Source organism: Limnohabitans sp. Hippo3 (genome assembly GCF_003063665.1).
In the GTDB taxonomy this organism is placed as follows: Bacteria; Pseudomonadota; Gammaproteobacteria; order Burkholderiales; family Burkholderiaceae_C; genus Limnohabitans_A.
On sequence record NZ_NESF01000001.1, the window covers coordinates 869,438 to 887,693 of the forward strand.

The 18,256-nt window shown below is 63.1% G+C and carries 15 protein-coding genes; all 15 read left to right on the forward strand.

The genetic code is table 11. From position 1 onward, the window contains the following. The first annotated feature begins 10 nt into the window (after positions 1 to 10). Positions 11 to 1,660 (forward strand): ferredoxin:protochlorophyllide reductase (ATP-dependent) subunit B, encoded by a 1,650-nt coding sequence (bchB, locus tag B9Z34_RS04045; protein WP_108426770.1) that lies wholly within the window; start codon positions 11 to 13, stop codon positions 1,658 to 1,660. Then, positions 1,635 to 5,465: a magnesium chelatase subunit H gene (locus tag B9Z34_RS04050; protein WP_108426771.1), complete on the forward strand. Its 3,831-nt coding sequence runs from the start codon at positions 1,635 to 1,637 to the stop codon at positions 5,463 to 5,465. The genes bchB and B9Z34_RS04050 overlap by 26 nt, the downstream gene beginning before the upstream one ends. Beyond that, positions 5,462 to 6,373 carry a ferredoxin:protochlorophyllide reductase (ATP-dependent) iron-sulfur ATP-binding protein gene (bchL, locus tag B9Z34_RS04055; RefSeq protein WP_019429120.1) on the forward strand — a complete coding sequence of 304 codons (912 nt, stop codon included), beginning with the start codon at positions 5,462 to 5,464 and terminating at the stop codon, positions 6,371 to 6,373. The genes B9Z34_RS04050 and bchL overlap by 4 nt, the downstream gene beginning before the upstream one ends. A gap of 21 nt (positions 6,374 to 6,394) precedes the next feature. Then, positions 6,395 to 7,102: a magnesium protoporphyrin IX methyltransferase gene (bchM, locus tag B9Z34_RS04060; protein ID WP_108426772.1), complete on the forward strand. Its 708-nt coding sequence runs from the start codon at positions 6,395 to 6,397 to the stop codon at positions 7,100 to 7,102. Beyond that, complete coding sequence (locus B9Z34_RS04065) at positions 7,099 to 8,550, forward strand: BCD family MFS transporter (protein ID WP_108426773.1); 1,452 nt, start codon at positions 7,099 to 7,101, stop codon at positions 8,548 to 8,550. The genes bchM and B9Z34_RS04065 overlap by 4 nt, the downstream gene beginning before the upstream one ends. Before the next feature lie 27 nt (positions 8,551 to 8,577). Beyond that, positions 8,578 to 9,342: a photosynthetic reaction center subunit H gene (gene puhA, locus B9Z34_RS04070; RefSeq protein ID WP_108426774.1), complete on the forward strand. Its 765-nt coding sequence runs from the start codon at positions 8,578 to 8,580 to the stop codon at positions 9,340 to 9,342. Next, the gene (puhB, locus tag B9Z34_RS04075; protein WP_108426775.1) at positions 9,339 to 9,992 is read left to right on the forward strand and encodes a photosynthetic complex putative assembly protein PuhB; all 654 of its coding nucleotides are present in this window, start codon (positions 9,339 to 9,341) and stop codon (positions 9,990 to 9,992) included. The genes puhA and puhB overlap by 4 nt, the downstream gene beginning before the upstream one ends. Further along, a complete protein-coding gene (gene puhC / locus B9Z34_RS04080; RefSeq protein ID WP_108426776.1) occupies positions 9,989 to 10,510 on the forward strand; it encodes a photosynthetic complex assembly protein PuhC in 522 nt (173 codons plus the stop codon). The genes puhB and puhC overlap by 4 nt, the downstream gene beginning before the upstream one ends. A 19-nt stretch (positions 10,511 to 10,529) precedes the next feature. Next, complete coding sequence (gene acsF, locus B9Z34_RS04085; protein ID WP_108426777.1) at positions 10,530 to 11,612, forward strand: magnesium-protoporphyrin IX monomethyl ester (oxidative) cyclase; 1,083 nt, start codon at positions 10,530 to 10,532, stop codon at positions 11,610 to 11,612. Beyond that, the gene (gene puhE, locus B9Z34_RS04090; RefSeq protein WP_108426778.1) at positions 11,606 to 12,391 is read left to right on the forward strand and encodes a putative photosynthetic complex assembly protein PuhE; all 786 of its coding nucleotides are present in this window, start codon (positions 11,606 to 11,608) and stop codon (positions 12,389 to 12,391) included. Before acsF ends, puhE begins: the two co-directional genes overlap by 7 nt. Positions 12,392 to 12,401: 10 nt before the next feature. Beyond that, positions 12,402 to 13,973 (forward strand): phytoene desaturase, encoded by a 1,572-nt coding sequence (locus B9Z34_RS04095; protein WP_199220051.1) that lies wholly within the window; start codon positions 12,402 to 12,404, stop codon positions 13,971 to 13,973. Further along, positions 13,960 to 15,054, forward strand: a complete 1,095-nt coding sequence (locus B9Z34_RS04100; protein ID WP_108426779.1) for a phytoene/squalene synthase family protein — start codon at positions 13,960 to 13,962, stop codon at positions 15,052 to 15,054. The genes B9Z34_RS04095 and B9Z34_RS04100 overlap by 14 nt, the downstream gene beginning before the upstream one ends. Before the next feature lie 10 nt (positions 15,055 to 15,064). Then, the gene (locus B9Z34_RS04105) at positions 15,065 to 15,508 is read left to right on the forward strand and encodes a BLUF domain-containing protein (RefSeq protein ID WP_108426780.1); all 444 of its coding nucleotides are present in this window, start codon (positions 15,065 to 15,067) and stop codon (positions 15,506 to 15,508) included. A gap of 259 nt (positions 15,509 to 15,767) precedes the next feature. Next, positions 15,768 to 16,841 (forward strand): ABC transporter ATP-binding protein, encoded by a 1,074-nt coding sequence (locus B9Z34_RS04110; RefSeq protein ID WP_108426781.1) that lies wholly within the window; start codon positions 15,768 to 15,770, stop codon positions 16,839 to 16,841. Between the two features lie 58 nt (positions 16,842 to 16,899). Next, on the forward strand, positions 16,900 to 18,231 hold the full coding sequence (locus tag B9Z34_RS04115; RefSeq protein ID WP_108426782.1) for an ABC transporter substrate-binding protein: 1,332 nt from the start codon (positions 16,900 to 16,902) through the stop codon (positions 18,229 to 18,231). Positions 18,232 to 18,256: the final 25 nt, after the last annotated feature.

Genomic DNA, 18,256 nt, shown 5'->3' on the forward strand with positions numbered 1-18,256 from the left:
GGAACACCCCATGCAACTGACGCTCTGGACTTACGAAGGACCGCCCCATGTGGGCGCGATGCGCGTGGCCACCGCCATGACGGACGTGCACTACGTGTTGCACGCCCCACAAGGTGACACTTACGCCGACCTGCTGTTCACCATGATCGAGCGCCTGCCGCGCCGCCCCCCCGTCACCTACACCACCTTCCAGGCGCGCGATTTGGGCGGCGACACCGCCGAACTGTTCAAGGACGCCGCACGCCAAGCCATGGCGCGCTTCAAGCCTGCCGCCATGTTGGTGGGCTCGTCCTGCACGGCGGAGTTGATTCAAGACGACCCGGGCGGTTTGGCCCAGGCCCTGCAACTGCCCATCCCCGTGGTGGCGCTGGAGTTGCCTTCGTACCAGCGCAAAGAAAACTGGGGCGCGAGCGAAACCTTTTACCAACTGTGCCGCCACCTGGTGCACAAACCCGCCGCCGACAAACCCGCCAAGGCGCGGCCCACTTGCAACATCCTGGGCCCCAGCGCCCTGGGCTTTCGCCACCGCGACGACGTCAAGGAAATCACGCAACTGCTGAACCAACTCGGTGTCGATGTTGCCGTGGTCGCGCCCTTGAGCGCCAGCGTGGCCGATGTGCAAAAACTGGCCGAGGCCGACTTCAACGTGGTGCTCTACCCCGAAATTGGCCTGGCCGCCGCGCAGTGGTTGCAGCGCCAGTTCGACCAGCCTTACACCAAGACCGTGCCCCTGGGCAGCCACGCCACGCGCGACTTCATCGCCGAAGTCTGCACGCTCACTGACCTGCCCCAGCCCGCACAAGACCCAAACAACGCACACGCCCACTGGTACGCCAAGTCGGTCGACTCGACCTACCTGACCGGCAAGCGCGTCTACATTTTTGGCGACGCCACGCACGTGGTGGCCGCCGCCCGCATCGCCAGCCAGGAGATGGGTTTTGAGGTGGTGGGCCTGGGCACTTACAGCCGCGAATTTGCCCGTGAAGTGCGCGACTGTGCCAAACGCTACGGCGTCGAAGCCCTGATCACCGACGACTATTTGGAAGTCGAAACCCAGATCAACGCGCTGCAGCCCGAGCTGATTTTGGGCACTCAAATGGAGCGCCACATCGCCAAGCGCCAGGGCATTCCCTGCGCGGTGATTTCGGCCCCGGTGCATGTGCAAGACTTCCCCGCCCGCTACGCGCCGCAAATGGGTTTTGAAGGCGCGAACGTGCTGTTCGACACCTGGGTGCACCCGCTGATGATGGGCCTGGAAGAACACCTGATCGGCATGTTCCGCGAAGACTTCGAGTTCCATGCCGGGGCTGCGCCCTCGCATTTGGGCAGCACGCGGCCTGCGACCGAAAACGTGGCACCCGTCAGGACTGAACCTGCAGCCCCAGCGCCGGTAGCCCTTACCCCCACACCATCACTGTCCACCAACGGCATCCAAGCCAATGGCTTGACAAGCGACGGGGTCAAAGCCGTCGCGCAGCCCGCCCAAGCCGCATCCAACCAGGCCACCTGGAGCCCCGAAGCCGAAAAGGAGCTGGGCAAGATCCCGTTCTTTGTGCGGGGCAAAGCCCGCCGCAACACCGAGCGTTTTGCCCAAGACCTGGGCGTGGCGACCATCACCGTGGAGACGCTCTACGATGCCAAAGCCCACTTCAGCCGGTAAACAGGCCGCCTCCAACGCACCGCGCATGAGCGTGGTCCTGCTGACCATGGACAGCCACCTGGCCAGCGCCGCCGAGAGCGCCGCCGAGCGCCTGGCCCGCGACCTGCCCGGCCTGCACCTGCAAACCCACAGCGCTTCGGCCTGGCGCGACAGTGACCAAGCCCTGGCTGCCTGCCTGGCGGCCGTGGCACAAGCTGATCTGGTCATCGTCACCATGCTCTTCATGGAAGATCATTTCCTGCCGGTGCTCGACGCCCTGCAGGCGCGCCGCGAGCATTGCGACGCCATGGTCTGCATCATGTCGGCCCCGCAAGTCACCCAGCTCACCCGCATGGGCAAGCTGGTCATGGGCCGCGAATCGGGCGGCCTGATGGCCTTGCTCAAAAAGCTGCGCCCCAGCGCCAAGAACAAAGACACCGGCGCCGAGACCGGCGCACCGTCGAGCGCCGGGGCCAAGCAAATGGCCATGCTGCGCCGCCTGCCCAAGCTGCTGCGCTTCATCCCCGGCACCGCGCAAGACCTGCGCCTGTTCTTCTTGACCATGCGTTACTGGCTGGCCGGGTCCGAGCACAACATCGAGCACCTGGTCAAAACCCTGGTGCACCGCTACGCCCAAGGCCCTCGCGAGCCGCTGCGCGCCCTGGCCCAGCCCGAAGACCCGATCGAATATCCCGAGGTGGGCCTGTACCACCCGCAGATGAAACACCGCATCAGCGAACAGCTGAGCGACCTGCCTGGCCACGGTCGCCAAGACCAGCCCGCGGTGGGCCTGCTGCTGCTGCGCTCGTATTTGCTGGCGGGCAACACCGCGCATTACGACGCGGTCATCCATTCACTGCAAGCGCGCGGCCTGCGCGTGATCCCCGCGTTTGCCAGTGGTCTGGACGCCCGCCCGGCCATGGACCGTTTCTTCAAGCAAGGCACGGGCGCGAAGATCCAATCCTTGGTGTCGCTCACCGGTTTTTCCTTGGTCGGTGGCCCGGCCTACAACGACGCCAGCGCCGCCGAAATGGCCCTGAGCGAACTCGATGTGCCCTACATCGCCGCACACCCGCTCGAATTCCAATCGATCGAGCAATGGGGCGACTCCACCCGTGGCCTGCTGCCGGTGGAAAACACCATCATGGTGGCCATCCCCGAACTCGACGGCTCGATCTTGCCCATGGTCTACGGCGGCCGTCCCGGGCCCGCCGGTCAAACCTGCCACGGCTGCGACAAGCGCTGCACCTTCCCGAGCGGCCCGCGCAGCCAGGACATGTTCACCTGCAGCGAACGCACCGAGATGCTCACCGCCCGCGTCGAGCGCCTGGTGCGCCTGCGCGACAAACCACGCGCCGAGCGCAAGCTGGCCATCGTGCTGTTCAACTTCCCGCCCAACGCGGGCAGCGTGGGCACGGCCGCTTACCTCTCCGTCTTCCAGTCGCTGTTCAACACCTTGCAGCGCTTGTCGATCGAGGGCTACCAAGTCACATTGCCAGACAGCGTGGACGACCTGCGCAACCGCCTGTTGCAAGGCAACGCCAGCCAGTACGGCACACAAGCCAATGTGCTGCACGCCATCGACACCGGCCACCACGTGCAAAACGAACGCTGGTTGAACGAGATCGAAGCGCAATGGGGCCCCGCCCCCGGCAAACACCTGACCAACGGCCAGTCCCTCTTTGTGCTCGGCGCTCAGTTCGGCCAGGTGGTGGTCACGGTGCAACCGGGCTTTGGTTACGAAGGCGACCCGATGCGCCTGCTGTTTGAAACCGGCTGCGCTCCTACCCACGCTTTCAGCGCCTTTTACCGCTACCTGCGGGACGACTACGCCGCCGACGCGGTGCTGCACTTTGGCACGCACGGCGCGCTCGAATTCATGCCCGGCAAACAAACCGGCCTGTCGGCCCAGTGCTGGCCCGACCGCCTGATTGGCGCGCTGCCCAATGTGTACCTGTATGCCGCCAACAACCCGTCCGAAGGCGCATTGGCCAAACGCCGTGGCGCGGCCACGCTGGTGAGCTACCTCACGCCCTCGCTCACGCACTCGGGCCTTTACAAAGAACTGGTGAGCCTGCAGCAATCGATTGAGCGCTGGCAGCAAATGGGGCCTGACCAGGCGCAGGACCGCGACAGCCTGACCACGCTGATCCGCGAACAAGCGCAGAGCATCGACCTGGCCGTTCCAGCCCATCAGGCGGCAGACCCCACCGCCTGGATTGAACAACTGCAAAACCAGCTGCTCGAACTCGAATACGCCCTGATCCCCGAAGGCCTGCACGTCATGGGCCAGGCCCCCACACGCGAGCAGCGCCTGGGCACGCTGCAGGTCATGGCCGACGCCATGGGCTTGAGCGCAGCACAAAACTCAGCCTTGATGGAAGCCCTGGTCGACGGTGCCAGCGAAGCGCAACTGAACGCGCAGTTCAGCACAGAGCTGCCCGCTGGCGACAAAGCCCAGGCTGAGACGCTGCGCCAGCTGGTGCGCAGCAACCGCCTGCTGGGCGAAGACCACGAAATGCAAGGCCTGATGCGCGCCCTCGACGGCCGCTACCTGCAACCCGCCCCCGGCGGCGACCTGATCCGCAACGCCAACGTGCTGCCCACCGGGCGCAACCTGCACGGCCTCGACCCCTTCCGCATGCCCTCGGCCTTTGCGGTGCGCGATGGCATGCGCCAGGCTGACAAACTCTTGGCCCGTTACCAACAAGACCACCAAGCATTGCCCGAGACCGTGGCCATGGTGCTGTGGGGCACCGATAACCTCAAGACCGAAGGCAGCCCCATGGCGCAAGCACTGGCCTTGATGGGCGCCGCCCCGCGCTTTGACAGCTACGGCCGCTTGGCTGGCGCACAGCTGATTCCTTTGGCCGAGTTGGGCCGCCCTCGCATCGACGTGGTGATCACCTTGTCGGGTATCTTCCGCGACCTGCTGCCCATGCAAATCCGCTTGCTGGCCGAAGCCGCGTTTTTGGCGGCCAGCGCCGATGAACCCATTGAGCAAAACTTTGTGCGCCAACATGCCTTGGCCTACCTGGCCGAGCACGAAGGCAGCAACATGGAGTGCGCGGCGCTGCGTGTGTTCGGCAACACCGAAGGCGCGTACGGCGCGAACGTGAACCACCTGATCGACAGCAGCTGCTGGGAAAACGAAAACGAACTCGGCGACGCCTTCACCCAGCGCAAGGGCTTTGCCTATGGCCGCGAAGGCCGCCCGGTGCGCAACACCGCCGTGCTGCAAAGCGCGCTGGCCAGTGTGTCGCTCACCTACCAAAACCTCGACTCGGTCGAGCTGGGCGTGACCAGCATCGACACCTACTTCGACACCTTGGGCGGCATCAGCCGCGCCGTGCTCCAGGCCAAGCACCAACGCGACGGCAACGCCGCCGAAGCCCCGCCGGTGTTCATTGGCGACCAAACCCAAGGCGAAGGCGTGGTGCGCAGCCTGACCGAGCAAGTGGCCCTGGAAACCCGCAGCCGCATGCTCAACCCCAAGTGGCACGAAAGCATGTTGCAGCACGGCTACGAAGGCGTGCGCCAGATCGAGGCGCACCTGACCAACACCATGGGCTGGTCGGCCACCACGGGACAAGTGCAGCCCTGGGTCTACCAACAACTGGCCCAGACCTTTGTGCTGGACCCCGCCATGCGCGAGCGCATGGCCCAGCTCAACCCCACCGCATCGGCCAAAGTGGCCAATCGCCTGCTGGAGGCCACCCGCCGCCAGTACTGGCAACCCGACGCCGAAACCATGACAGCCCTGCTGCGGGCCGGTGAAGAACTTGAAGACCGCCTTGAAGGCATACACGAAGGACTCCCAGCATGATCGAAACCACCAGCATCCCGGTGAACAGCATCCAGAGGGTCCGCGGCGCAGACGGCGAAGGCAGCGTGCAGTTCCAGATGGACCCCACCGTCAAGATCGGTACCGCCAAGGTGTTTGCGGTTTACGGCAAGGGCGGCATCGGCAAAAGCACCACATCCTCCAACCTGTCGGTGGCCTTCAGCAAGTTGGGCAAGCGCGTGCTGCAAATCGGCTGCGACCCCAAGCACGATTCCACCTTCACCCTGACCAAAAAACTCATGCCCACCGTGATCGACGCGCTCGAAACGGTGGACTTCCATGCCGAAGAGTTGCGCCTCGATGACTTTGTCTTCAAAGGCTACAACGGCGTGATGTGCGTGGAAGCCGGGGGGCCGCCTGCAGGCACCGGCTGCGGCGGTTATGTGGTCGGCCAAACCGTGAAGCTGCTCAAAGAACACCACCTGCTCGAAGACACCGACGTGGTGATTTTTGACGTACTGGGCGATGTGGTGTGTGGCGGTTTTGCCGCTCCGCTGCAACACGCCGACCGGGCGCTCATCGTTACCGCCAACGACTTCGACTCGATCTTTGCGATGAACCGCATCGTGCAAGCGATCGGCGCCAAGGCCAAAAACTACAACGTGCGTTTGGGCGGTGTGATCGCCAACCGCAGCGATGCGACCGACCAGATCGATAAATACAACGCGGTCACGGGCCTCAAAACCATGGCGCACTTCCCCATGCTCGACGAGATCCGCAAGAGTCGTTTGCAAAAGTGCACGCTGTTCGAGCTCGAGCCCACACCCGCCGTCAAGGCCGTGCAAGACGAGTACATGCGCCTGGCTGCAGCCCTGTGGCTGGGGGCCGACCCGCTGCCGTCGATTCCTATGAAAGACCGCGACATTTTTGACCTGCTGGGTTTTGACTGAAACCCAGCCAGAAAGCACCCCATGAACACCACCGCCTACGAACAACGCCGCAGCCAGATCGAGCACTACTTTGACCGCACCGCGGCCGATGCCTGGGCACGCTTGACCTCGAACGAGCCGGTGGGCCGCATCCGTGCCACCGTGCGCGCAGGGCGCGACACCATGCGCGAGACCCTGCTGTCGTGGCTGCCGCAAGACCTGCGCGGCCTGCGCGTGCTGGACGCTGGTTGTGGCACCGGTGCATTGGCCCTGCAAGCGGCACTGCGCGGTGCGGATGTCATGGCGATTGACCTGTCGCCCACACTGGTCAAGCTCGCCGCCGAACGCATGGCCGCCGAGCACCCCACATTGCCCGGCTCGGTGGAGTTTTTGTCGGGCGACATGCTCAGCCCCGACTTGGGTCACTTTGACCATGTGGTCTGCATGGACTCGCTGATCCACTACGACAGCGACCAGATCGCCGAAGCGCTGGCCAGTTTGGCCCAGCGCACACGCGGCTCCATGGCCTTCACCTTTGCGCCGCGCACACCGCTCTTGGCACTCATGCACAGCGCGGGCCGCCTGTTCCCGCGCAGCGACCGCTCACCGTCTTTGTCGCCCGTGGCGCACGCCGACTTGCTGCAACGCATGCAAAACCACCCTGATTTGCAGGGCTGGCAAGGCGCGCGCATGCAGCGCGTGGCCAGCGGCTTTTACACCTCTCAAGCCTGGGAGTGGACCCGCTCATGAAACTGCGTATCCCGGTCCCCCGCTGGCTGACGGCTTACGGCACACGCTTCATGCCGTTTGCCGACGCGGCCTCGCCCGAGCTGCCGATGGCGCGCTTGCTGCGCCTGTCGCTGTTCCAGGTGGTGATCGGCATGGTGACGGCACTCCTGGTGGGCACGCTCAACCGGGTCATGATTGTGGAGTTGCAGGTGCCCGCCTGGTGGGTCGCTTTAGCGGTCGCCATCCCCATGGTGTTCGCACCGCTGCGCACCCTGATCGGCTACCGCAGCGACACCCACCCCTCGGCGCTGGGTCTGCGCCGCATCCCGTATTTGTGGACCGGCACCTTGCTGCTGTTTGGCGGCCTGTCCATCATGCCGTTTGCCTTGTTGCTGCTGTCCGAGCCCGAGGCCGCCAACCTATGGGTGGGCCAGCTGGGCGCATGCCTGGCCTTTGTGCTGGTGGGCGCGGGCATCCAGGTCACACAAACCGCGGGCATGGCGCTGGCGCACGATTTAGCCAGCGACGACAAACGCCCCCGCGTCGTGGCCCTGCTCTACAGCATGTTGCTGGTGGGCATGATCGCCAGCAGCGCGGTGTTTGGCCTGGTGCTGAGCGACTTCAGCCCCCAAAAACTCATCCAACTGGTGCAAGGCAGTGCGGTCATGGTGGCGGTGATGAACTTGGCCTCGCTGTGGAAGCAGGAAGCCCGAAGCGCCAAGCGCGGCCGCCGCGAAGCCGGGGGTTTTGCCCACAGCTGGCGTGACGTCATGGCCCAGCAGCAGATGCGCCGCTTTTTGTGGACCCTGGGCATCGGCACCTTCGCCTTCAACATGCAAGACATCGTGCTCGAGCCTTACGCGGCCGAGATTTTGAAACTCGACGTGGGCGCCACCAGCGCCCTCACGGCCTTAAGTGCCGGTGGCGCTTTGCTGGCCTTTCTCTTGTCAGCCCGCTGGTTGTCCGGCGGCATGCACGCCTGTCGCCTCGCCAGCCTGGGTGTGCTGCTGGGCTTGCCCGCGTTTGCGATGGTGATTTTTTCGGGCCCGCTCGAAGCGGCCTGGATGTTCCGCATCGGCGTGGGCCTGATCGGTTTCAGCGGCGGTTTGTTTTCGGTGGGCATGCTGGTCACGGCCATGGGCATGGCGGCGGACGGCAGCCCGCTCGGCCACCTGGGTGGCCTGGTCATCGGCACCTGGGGCGCGGTGCAAGCCACTAGCGCGGGGGCGGCGATGGCGCTGGGCGGGGCTTTGCGCGACGGCGTGTCGGTGCTGGCCATGTCGGGCGCTTTGGGCGAGGTGCTGGTCACCCCCATCACCGCCTACAGCTTCGTTTACCACCTGGAAATGTATTTGTTGTTTGTCGTGCTGGTGGCCCTGGGGCCTATGTTGCGTGCGAGCCGCCTGGCCGCGCGGGCAGCCAGCACACCATCCACCCAACCCTTTGGCCTGGCGCAACTGCCGGGCTGATACACCGATTTTTTGAAGGAGACAGCCATGGAAACAGGCGCAATCACCCAGTACGTCGATGTGGCCCAAATCGTTTTGTACATGTTTTGGGCATTCTTCGCGGGACTGATTTATTACCTCTTGCGTGAAAACCACCGCGAGGGTTACCCCATGGATTCGGGCCGCGAGAACGGCCCGAAGATCGAAGGCTGGCCACCCGTGCCCGAGCCCAAGGCCTTCAAGACCCAGGACGGCCACACCTACCTCTCGCCCGATCTGGCCCGACCTGATGGCGAGTACAGCGCCCAACCCACCCATGGCTGGAACGGCGCGCCGCTGGAGCCCTTGGGCGACCCGCTGCTGGCAGGCGTGGGCCCGGGCGCCTGGGCCATGCGCGCCGACATCCCCGATGCGGACCCGCACGGTCACCCCAAAATCGTACCCCTGCGCGTCGCCACCGATCACTCAGTGGCCAAACAGGATGTGGACCCGCGAGGCTTGCCCGTCTGGGGTGCTGACAAAGTGGTCGCAGGCACCGTGGTGGACCTGTGGGTCGACCGCATGGAAATGATGTTCCGCTACGCCGAAGTGCAATTGGCCAACTCGGACAAGCGGGTACTGCTGCCCATGACGTTCGCACGCATCAAGAAAGACGGCACGCATGTGCAGGCCATTTTGGGCCACCAGTTTGTGAACGTGCCACAAACCAAATCGAACCAGCAGATCACCTTGCTCGAAGAGGAAAAGATCACCGCCTATTACGGTGCGGGCACCCTGTACGCCACACCTGAGCGCCAGGAACCGATCATATGAAAGCCACCCACGAACACGAATGGGAAGCCGCCCCCGGCCTGCCCAGCGCCCTGCCCAAGGGTGAGCGTGTGGTCTGGCAAGGCGCACCCGACTGGAAACGCCTGGCCATCCATGCCTTCCATGCGCGCAAGATCGCGCTGTACTTCGCACTCATGCTCGCGGTGCAGGCCATCAACCTGACGGCCCCCGAAGGCAAGGTCGACTGGAAACCTCTGGTGGTGGCCGCCAGCCTCTATGCCCTGGCCCTGGCGCTGCTCTTGGGCACCGCCTGGATGTCGGCGCGCAGCACGCTCTACACCCTCACCAACAAGCGCGTGGTCATGCGCATCGGCATCGTGCTCACACTGACCTTCAACCTGCCCTTCAAACGCATCGCGGGTGCATCACTCAAGACCCAAGGTGCGGGCACGGGCGACATCGCGCTGGCCTTGCACCCCGAAGACCGCATCGGCTGGGCCCACCTGTGGCCGCACCAGCGCGCCTGGCATGTGACCCAACCGCAGCCCACCCTGCGCTGCGTGCCCGAGAGCGCAAAAGTGGGTGAATTGCTGCTGAACCTGTGGCGCGCCGAACGTGCAGGTCAAAGCTTGCAGCTGGGCGATGCCCCTGTGAGCAGCCAAGCCACACCACCCCAAGGCATGCTGGCATGAACACCCTGCCCCCACATGACTGGCAGCACAACCGCCAAGCCCCCCAGAGCCAAGGCCTGAACCGGCCCATGGCCTGGATCGGCGTGATGCTGCTGGCCATGCTGGTGGCCGTGGGCCTGGCACGCTGGTCGGGCCTGGACCCGCGCACCCCCGATGCCGCCGTGCAGTGGCAACGCGACCTGCAGTTTCGCGACCTGCCCAGCGGCGACATCGCCGTGGTGGACCACCGCAGCGGCCAGCAAGTGGCCCAGTTTTCGGGTGAGCAAGGTTTTCTGCGCAGCACCTTGCGTGCCCTGGCCCGTGAGCGCCAGCGCGAGAGCCTGGGGAAAGAAGCCCCCTTTTTGTTGATCGGCCGCACCGACGGTCGTCTGACCTTGCAAGACCCCAGCACCGGCCAGCGCATTGACCTGGAGTCCTTTGGTCCCAGCAACGCCGCCGTATTCGCGGGCCTAAGACTGGCAGGGCAAGACACCACGCCTGTGAACACCCCCCACCGCGAACCCGTTAAACCCGATTGAACCCGCACCGGAGAACCCCATGAACGCCACCGCTGTCCACACCATCGAAACCGCTGAAGACGCTAACAAAAAGGCGGTGCACAGCGACATGATCAGCCCGCGTTTTTACACCACCGACTTCGATGCCATGGACCGCATCAACATCGAGCCGGTGCGCGCCGAGTGGGACAAGATGATGGCCGAGTACGAGGGCGACAACAACCACGACCACTTCCAACGCGACGAAGCCTTTGCGGGCGAAGTAGCCGCCGGCATGGCCACGCTCTCGCCTGAGATGCGCCAGGAGTTCATGGACTTTCTGGTCAGCTCCCTCACGTCGGAGTTTTCGGGCTGCGTGCTCTACAACGAGATCCGCAAGAACGTCAGCAACCCCGACATCAAACAGCTGATGACCTACCTGGCGCGCGACGAATCGCGCCACGCTGGCTTCATCAACCTGTCGCTGCGCGACTTCAACCTGGGCATCGATTTGGGCAACTTGAAGCGCACCAAGAAGTACACCTTCTTCAAGCCCAAATACATTTACTACGCGACCTACCTGTCCGAGAAGATCGGCTACGCGCGCTACATCACCATCTTCCGCCAGCTCGAAAAGCACCCCGAGAAACGCTTTCACCCCATCTTTCGCTGGTTCGAGTTGTGGTGCAACGACGAGTTCCGCCATGGCGAGTCGTTCGCCCTGATCATGCGCGCCAACCCCAAGTTGCTGAGCGGCGGCAACAAGCTGTGGATTCGCTTTTTCTTGCTGGCCGTGTACGCCACCATGTACGTGCGCGACCACACCCGCCCCATGCTGCACGAAGCCATGGGCCTGGATTCGAGCGAGTACGACTACCAGGTGTTTCGCATCACCACCGAGATCACCAAACAGGTGTTCCCGCTGGCGCTTGACACCGATCACCCCGACTTCCGCCGGGGTCTGGAGCGCCTGTTTGCCCTGTCGCGAGCCATGACCAAAGCCAAGACCCGCGGCGGCGTGGTGGGCAAGCTGCAGCAAGGCGTGTGCGCCGTGAAAGCCGCTGCCACCTTTGCGCGGCTGTACTTCATGCCCGTCATTGCCCAAGACCTGTCGCCCCAGGTTCGCATGGAACCGGCATGGTGACTGAAGTCGTTTGGGCCTGCGTGTTCACGGCCCTGTGCTGGTGGCTCGGCACGGGTGTGATCCTCTGGCTCGACCGGCTGCCTGCGCGCAGCTTCCGTTTCAGCCTCACCGGCTGGACGGTGCTCTTGGCTTTGAGTTTTTGGGGCGTGGCCCACAGCATGCAGGCCGTGAGCGTGTTCAACGCCTACCTCGCCTTTGGCAGCGTGATCGTGATGTGGGGCTGGCACGAGCTGGCCTTTTTGACCGGCTGGATCACCGGCCCGCGCAAAACCCCATTAGACCCCGGCCTGACAGGTTGGCCACGCTTTGTGCAATCGGTGCAGGTCATGCTGTACCACGAGCTGGCTTTGCTGGCCAACTTTGCCGTGCTGTGGTGGATGCAAGAGGGGCAATCCAGCCATGTGGCCATTTGCACCTTTGCGCTGCTGTGGTGCATGCGCCTGTCGGCTAAACTGAATTTGTTTTTTGGCGTGCCACAAAACGGCGCGCAATACCTGCCCGATCACCTCAAGTACCTGGCCAGTTATTTCCGCACCTCCAGCGGCGTGTCTCTGTGGTTCGTACTTTCGATGGGCGTGGCCATGGGCACTTGGTTCTGGCTGGTCTGGCTCGCCCAGCAAGGAGCAGTGGCCATCACCACCGGCTGGGTCATGCTGGCCACTTTGCTGGGCCTCGCGATTGTTGAACACGTCATCATGATTTTTCCTTGGCCACTGGAGCGGCTGTGGGGTTGGGCCATGGGCCAGACCCGCAAACCTGCTTTGACCACACCCCCTTGAAGGCCCCACCATGAACACGATCACACACACTTACCGCTCTGAGGGTTTCGGCATTCCAGCCGCCCCCACGGGCACGGATCTGGGCACTCCCGCCACGATGCGCCATCGCCCGGTGGCGGTGGTCATTGGCAGCGGCTTTGGCGGGCTGGCCGCGGCGATTCGCCTGAGCGTCAAAGGCTACGAGGTCAAGGTGTTTGAAAAACTCGATGCCCCCGGCGGCCGTGCCTGTGTGCACCGCCAGGACGGCTTCACCTTTGACGCGGGACCGACGATCATCACCGCGCCATTTTTGCTCGAAGAGCTGTGGGCTCTGTGCGGCAAAAGCTTTGCGGACGAGGTGAAGCTGGTGGCCATGGACCCGTTCTACCGCGTGCGATTTGCCGATGGCACCTGGTTCGACTACAACGGCGACCCCGAGCACATGCGCGCCGAAGTGGCCCGCTTTGAGCCCGATGACCTGCCCGGCTATGAACGCTTTTTGGAGGAAGCCGAGCGCTGCAAAACCCTGGGTTTTGAAGGCATGGGCGACATGGCTTTTGACAAGGTCAGCGACCTGATGGCCGCCATCCCCGACTTCTTGCGCATGGGCGCGTGGCGCAGCCTCTACAGCCTGGTGGCCAAACACATGCGCAACGACAAGCTGCGCATCGTGATGAGCTTTCACCCGCTGCTGATCGGCGGCAACCCCTTTGCCGTGACCTGCGCTTATGCGCTCATCAATTCGCTCGAGCGCACCTGGGGCGTGCACTCAGCCATGGGCGGCACCGGGGCGATTGTGAAAGGCCTGGTTGGCCTGCTGCAAGAACGCGGCGTCCCGCTGCGCTGCAACGCGCCCGTGACGCAAATTCGCATCGAAAACGGCCGCGCCTGTGGTGTCGAATTGCAAAGCGGCGAGTTCGTACCCGCCGACATCGTGGTGAGCAACGGCGACACCGCCTGGACCTACAAAAACCTGGTGGCGCCGCAGCACCGTCGCGTGTGGACCGACCGCAAAATCGCGAATGGCAAATACTCCATGGGCCTGTTCGTCTGGTACTTCGGCACCTCCAAACAATACAAGGATGTGCCGCACCACATGATGGTGCTGGGCCCGCGCTACCAAGGTCTGCTGCAAGACATCTTCAACCAACACAAACTGGCCGAAGACTTCAGCCTGTATCTGCACCGCCCCACCGCCACCGACCCCTCGCTGGCCCCCGAGGGCTGCGACACCTTTTACGTGCTCTCGCCCGTCCCGCACCTGGACAGCGGCACCGACTGGCCCGCCTTTGCCGAGACCTACCGCGCCGCCATTGCCGAGAGCCTGGAGGCCAGTGTGTTGCCCGGCTTGCGCGATTGCATCGTGACCAGCAAGGTCAGCACACCGCAGGATTTTCACGACAACTTGTGGTCTTACAAAGGCGCGGGCTTTGGCCTGGAGCCGCTGCTGCTGCAAAGCGCGTGGTTCCGTCCGCACAATCGCAGCGAAGATGTGCCAGGCCTGTTTGTGGTGGGTGCCAGCACCCACCCGGGCGCGGGTGTGCCCGGTGTGCTGATGTCGGCCAAAGCCTTGGAGACGGTGGTGCCCCATGTCAAGGTCTGACCTCAATCCCAACACTGTGAACCTGCCCGAGCTCGATTTCGACTCGCAAGACCTGCAGGCCTGCGTGGCCATGATGCAGGGCGGCTCCAAAACCTTTTTTGCAGCCAGCCGCTTGCTGCCCCTGCGCGTGCGCACAGCGGCCATCGCGCTGTATGCCTTTTGCCGCGTGGCCGACGACCTGGTGGACGAAGCCGCTGCGGGCGACACGCCGCTGGCCGTACTGCAAGAGCGCCTGGACGCCATCTATGCCAGCACCCCGCACGACCATGTCGAAGACCACGCGCTCAGCCTGGTGGTGCAGCAGTACAAACTGCCGCGCCATTTGCTGGACGCGCTGATCGAAGGCTTTGCCTGGGACGCCGGGGGCCGCACTTACGACAGCATTGAAGACCTGCACGCCTATGGTGCCCGCGTGGCGGGCAGTGTGGGCGCGATGATGAGCTGGATCATGGGCCCGCAAAGCATGGACACCCTGGCGCGCGCCTGCGAGCTGGGCGTGGCCATGCAGCTGACCAACATTGCCCGAGACGTGGGGCACGACGCCAGCATCGGCCGCCTGTATTTACCGCGCCGCTGGCTGGTCGAGGCCGGCATCGACCCCGAAGCCTGGATGGCCCAGCCCACTTTCACCCCCGCCATCGCCAGTGTGGTGGCACGTTTGCTGGACGAAGCCGACCGCCTGTACAAGCAAGCGCACTCGGGCATTGCCGCCCTGCCGCCCGACTGCCGCGCCGCCATTTGCGCGGCCAGCATGATCTACGCCGAGATCGGCCACCAGCTGCGCCGCGAAGGCCTGGACTCGGTCAACAAACGCACGGTGGTCAGCACCACGCGCAAGCTCATGCTGCTGGCCAGCGCCTGGACCCAGGTGCACTGGATTCGGGTGGCCGACCACAGCCCTGCGCCGCTGGCGGCCATTTTGGACCTGGTGCAAGGCTGCCAAGCGGCGACCCAACAAACCGGCAACAAGGCCTATTTTCCCAACCGGGCCATGCCCCAGCGCGTGGCCTGGATGCTCAACCTGTTCGAGCGCCGCGAGACCGAGCGCCTGGACCGCAACGCGGTGCACCCCACACCATGAGCCCCACACCATGAGAGTGCCCAGCCACAGCATCACCGTGCGCCTGCTGTACGTGAGCCGCGCCGTTGGTCCACAAACCACCACGATGACCACGAGCATCCTGGCGCAAGCGCAAGCCCACAACGCCGCGCAAGGCATCACAGGTGTGCTGTGCCAAGGGCAAGGCTTTTTCTTTCAGGTGATCGAAGGCGAGCGCAGCAAGGTCAACGCGCTGTACCGCCGCATCAGCGCCGACACCCGCCACCAGGATCTGGAGATCCTGCACTACGAAGAAATCCACGAACGCCGCTATGGCCAGTGGTCCATGGCGCTGGTGCACCTGTCGGTGGACGACCCCATGGTCCGACTGCACCACCCCGACTTTGACCCCTACTCGGCCACTGGCGCCCAGGTCATGCAGCAGGTGATGGATTTGCTGGAGGCCGGACAGCCCATTCAAATGCCGGTGACCTGAGCCTCAGGCCCCGCAGCGATCAGACCCCGACCGCCCATGACCCCTCCGCGCAGGAGATGCAGCGGTCATGCTGGGGCACATGGCCGAGAGTTCACCCCCCTGGACCCATGTCACCCCCTGTGCACCGGTGAACATAGGAGACGATCCATTAGGGTAAGTGGGTATAAGGAATTGGCCCAAGAATGTGATACTGAATGTCAATTTGAATCATGCGCAGTTGCAGTTCAGATTCAGATTCGTTCAAACAGGAAAGCTTTCAATGGCCAGTGTATCGATCCGATCTGTCAAAAAGAATTTTGGGGATGTTCCGATTCTGCATGGTGTGGACATTGAAATCCAAGACGGTTCTTTCACCGTGCTTGTCGGTCCGTCAGGTTGCGGCAAGTCCACGTTATTGCGCATGATTGCTGGCCTCGAAGAAACCAGCGGTGGCGAAATCCACATCGGCGCACGTCAAGTCAACGACCTCCCCCCCAAAGAGCGGGACATCGCCATGGTTTTCCAAAACTATGCGCTCTACCCGCACATGACGGTTGGCCAGAACATGGCCTTCTCGCTCACCCTGGCCAAAAAACCCCAAGATGAAATCGATGCCAAAGTGGCCCGTGCAGCTGACATTTTGGCGCTCGGCTCTTTGCTCGACCGCTACCCCAGGCAACTGTCCGGCGGCCAACGCCAGCGGGTGGCCATGGGCCGTGCCATCGTTCGCGACCCGCAAGTCTTTTTATTCGACGAACCGCTTTCGAACCTGGACGCCAAGCTGCGCGTGGCCATGCGAAGCGAGATCAAAGAGCTGCACCAACGCCTGAAAACCACCTCCATTTACGTCACGCACGACCAAATTGAAGCCATGACCATGGGCGATCAAATTGTGGTCATGCGCGACGGCCGCATCGAGCAAACCGGCTCTCCGCTGGATCTGTACGACATGCCGGCCAATCAGTTTGTTGCAGGCTTCATTGGCTCTCCGGCCATGAATTTTTTGCCCGGCAAACTGGTGGTGGACGGCCAACAGTGCCAAGTCGAATTGCAGGACGGTCTGCGGCTGCCCCTGCCAAGACCTCTGGCAGGCCAAAACGGACAGCCCGTCATTTTTGGAACACGCCCCGAACACCTGACGCTGGTGGACAGCGGCGGCATCACGGCCCGGGTGGCTGTTCTGGAACCCACGGGGATGGACACCTTTGTCGCTTGCCGACACGAAGGCGTTGAATTTTCTGCGGTTTTCCGCGAACGACACGAATTTGCCTTGGGCAGCACCATCCACCTCCAGCCCGACATGTCACGGGCTCACGTCTTCGACGCAGCGACCGGCAATAGGCTTGCTGCCTGATCGCTGATTTCCCCATCCGTTTTCTCGCCGCCAACCCACTCAAAACAGGAGACATTTCATGACCAAACTGAATCGACGTGACTTCCTCGAAAGCTCTGCCAGAGTTGCAGCCGCTTCCACCACCTTCGGCTTGGGTGCCATGGCCTACGCCCCTGCGGTGCATGCGCAAAACCTCAGCTTCAAACCTGAAAAGGGCGCCAAACTTCGCGTGCTGCGCTGGAGCCGATTTGTGCAAGGTGACATCGATGCCTACATGGCCAACGTGAAAAAGTTCACTGAACTCACAGGCGTTGAAGTGCGGGTCGACAACGAAGGCTGGGAAGATGTGCGCCCCAAGGCCGCTGTTGCCGCCAACACGGGTGCGGGTCCTGACATCATTTTGTCGACCAACGACGATGCCAACCTGTATCCTGAAAAACTGCTGGACGTCACAGACCTGTGCGAGTACCTGGGCAAAAAATACGGCGGCTTCTTCCCCGCTTGCCATGCCTACCTGAAACCAGACGGTAAAAAATGGATTGGCGTGCCCCTGGGTGCGGCCGGCGCCATGCTGGTCTATCGCCAAAGTCAAGTCAAAGCAGCGGGCTTTGACACTTTCCCCAAAGACACCGACAACTTCCTCAAGTTGCTGAAAGCACTCAAGGAAAAAGGCACGCCTGCGGGCTTTGCACTGGGCAATGCCACGGGTGACGGCCTGTGGTGCAACTGGCTGGTGTGGGCGTTTGGTGGCAAATTGGTCGATGCCAACAACAGGGTCGTCATCGACAGCCCCGAGACCATCAAGGCGCTGGAGTACGCCAAAGAGATGTACGCTACCTTCATTCCCGGCACCTTGTCCTGGCTCGACCCCAACAACAACAAGGCATTCCTGGATGGCCAGATCAGCCTGACCAACAACGGCATCTCCATCTACTACGCGACCAAAACATCGCCCGACGAAAAGGTGCGAGCGCTGAATGCCGACGTGCACCATGCCCCTTACCCCGTGGGCCCTGTGGGCACCCCCACAGAGTCACATTTGTTCTTCAATCAAATGGTGATGAAGTACACCAAATTCCCGAACGCAGCCAAGGAATTCCTGCGCTTCATGATGGAAAAGGAGCAGTTCGATCCTTGGCTCACAGCGGCAGGTGGCTACATCGCACCCCCACTGGACTTCTACACCAAGTCGGCCATCTGGACCTCCGACCCCAAGCACACCGCCTACCGCGACCCCGTGAAAAACATGCGCCCTGCGGGCTACGCAGGCAAGCTGGGCTACGCCTCGGCTGGTGCTGGTGCTGACTTCATCATCGTCAACATGGTCGCAGAAGCAGCCAGTGGCTCCAGGACGCCCAAAGAAGCCGCAGAGCGCGCCCAAAAACGTGCTGAGCGTTACTACAAGGTCTGATCGTTTTCAAAACTGAAAAGAACCC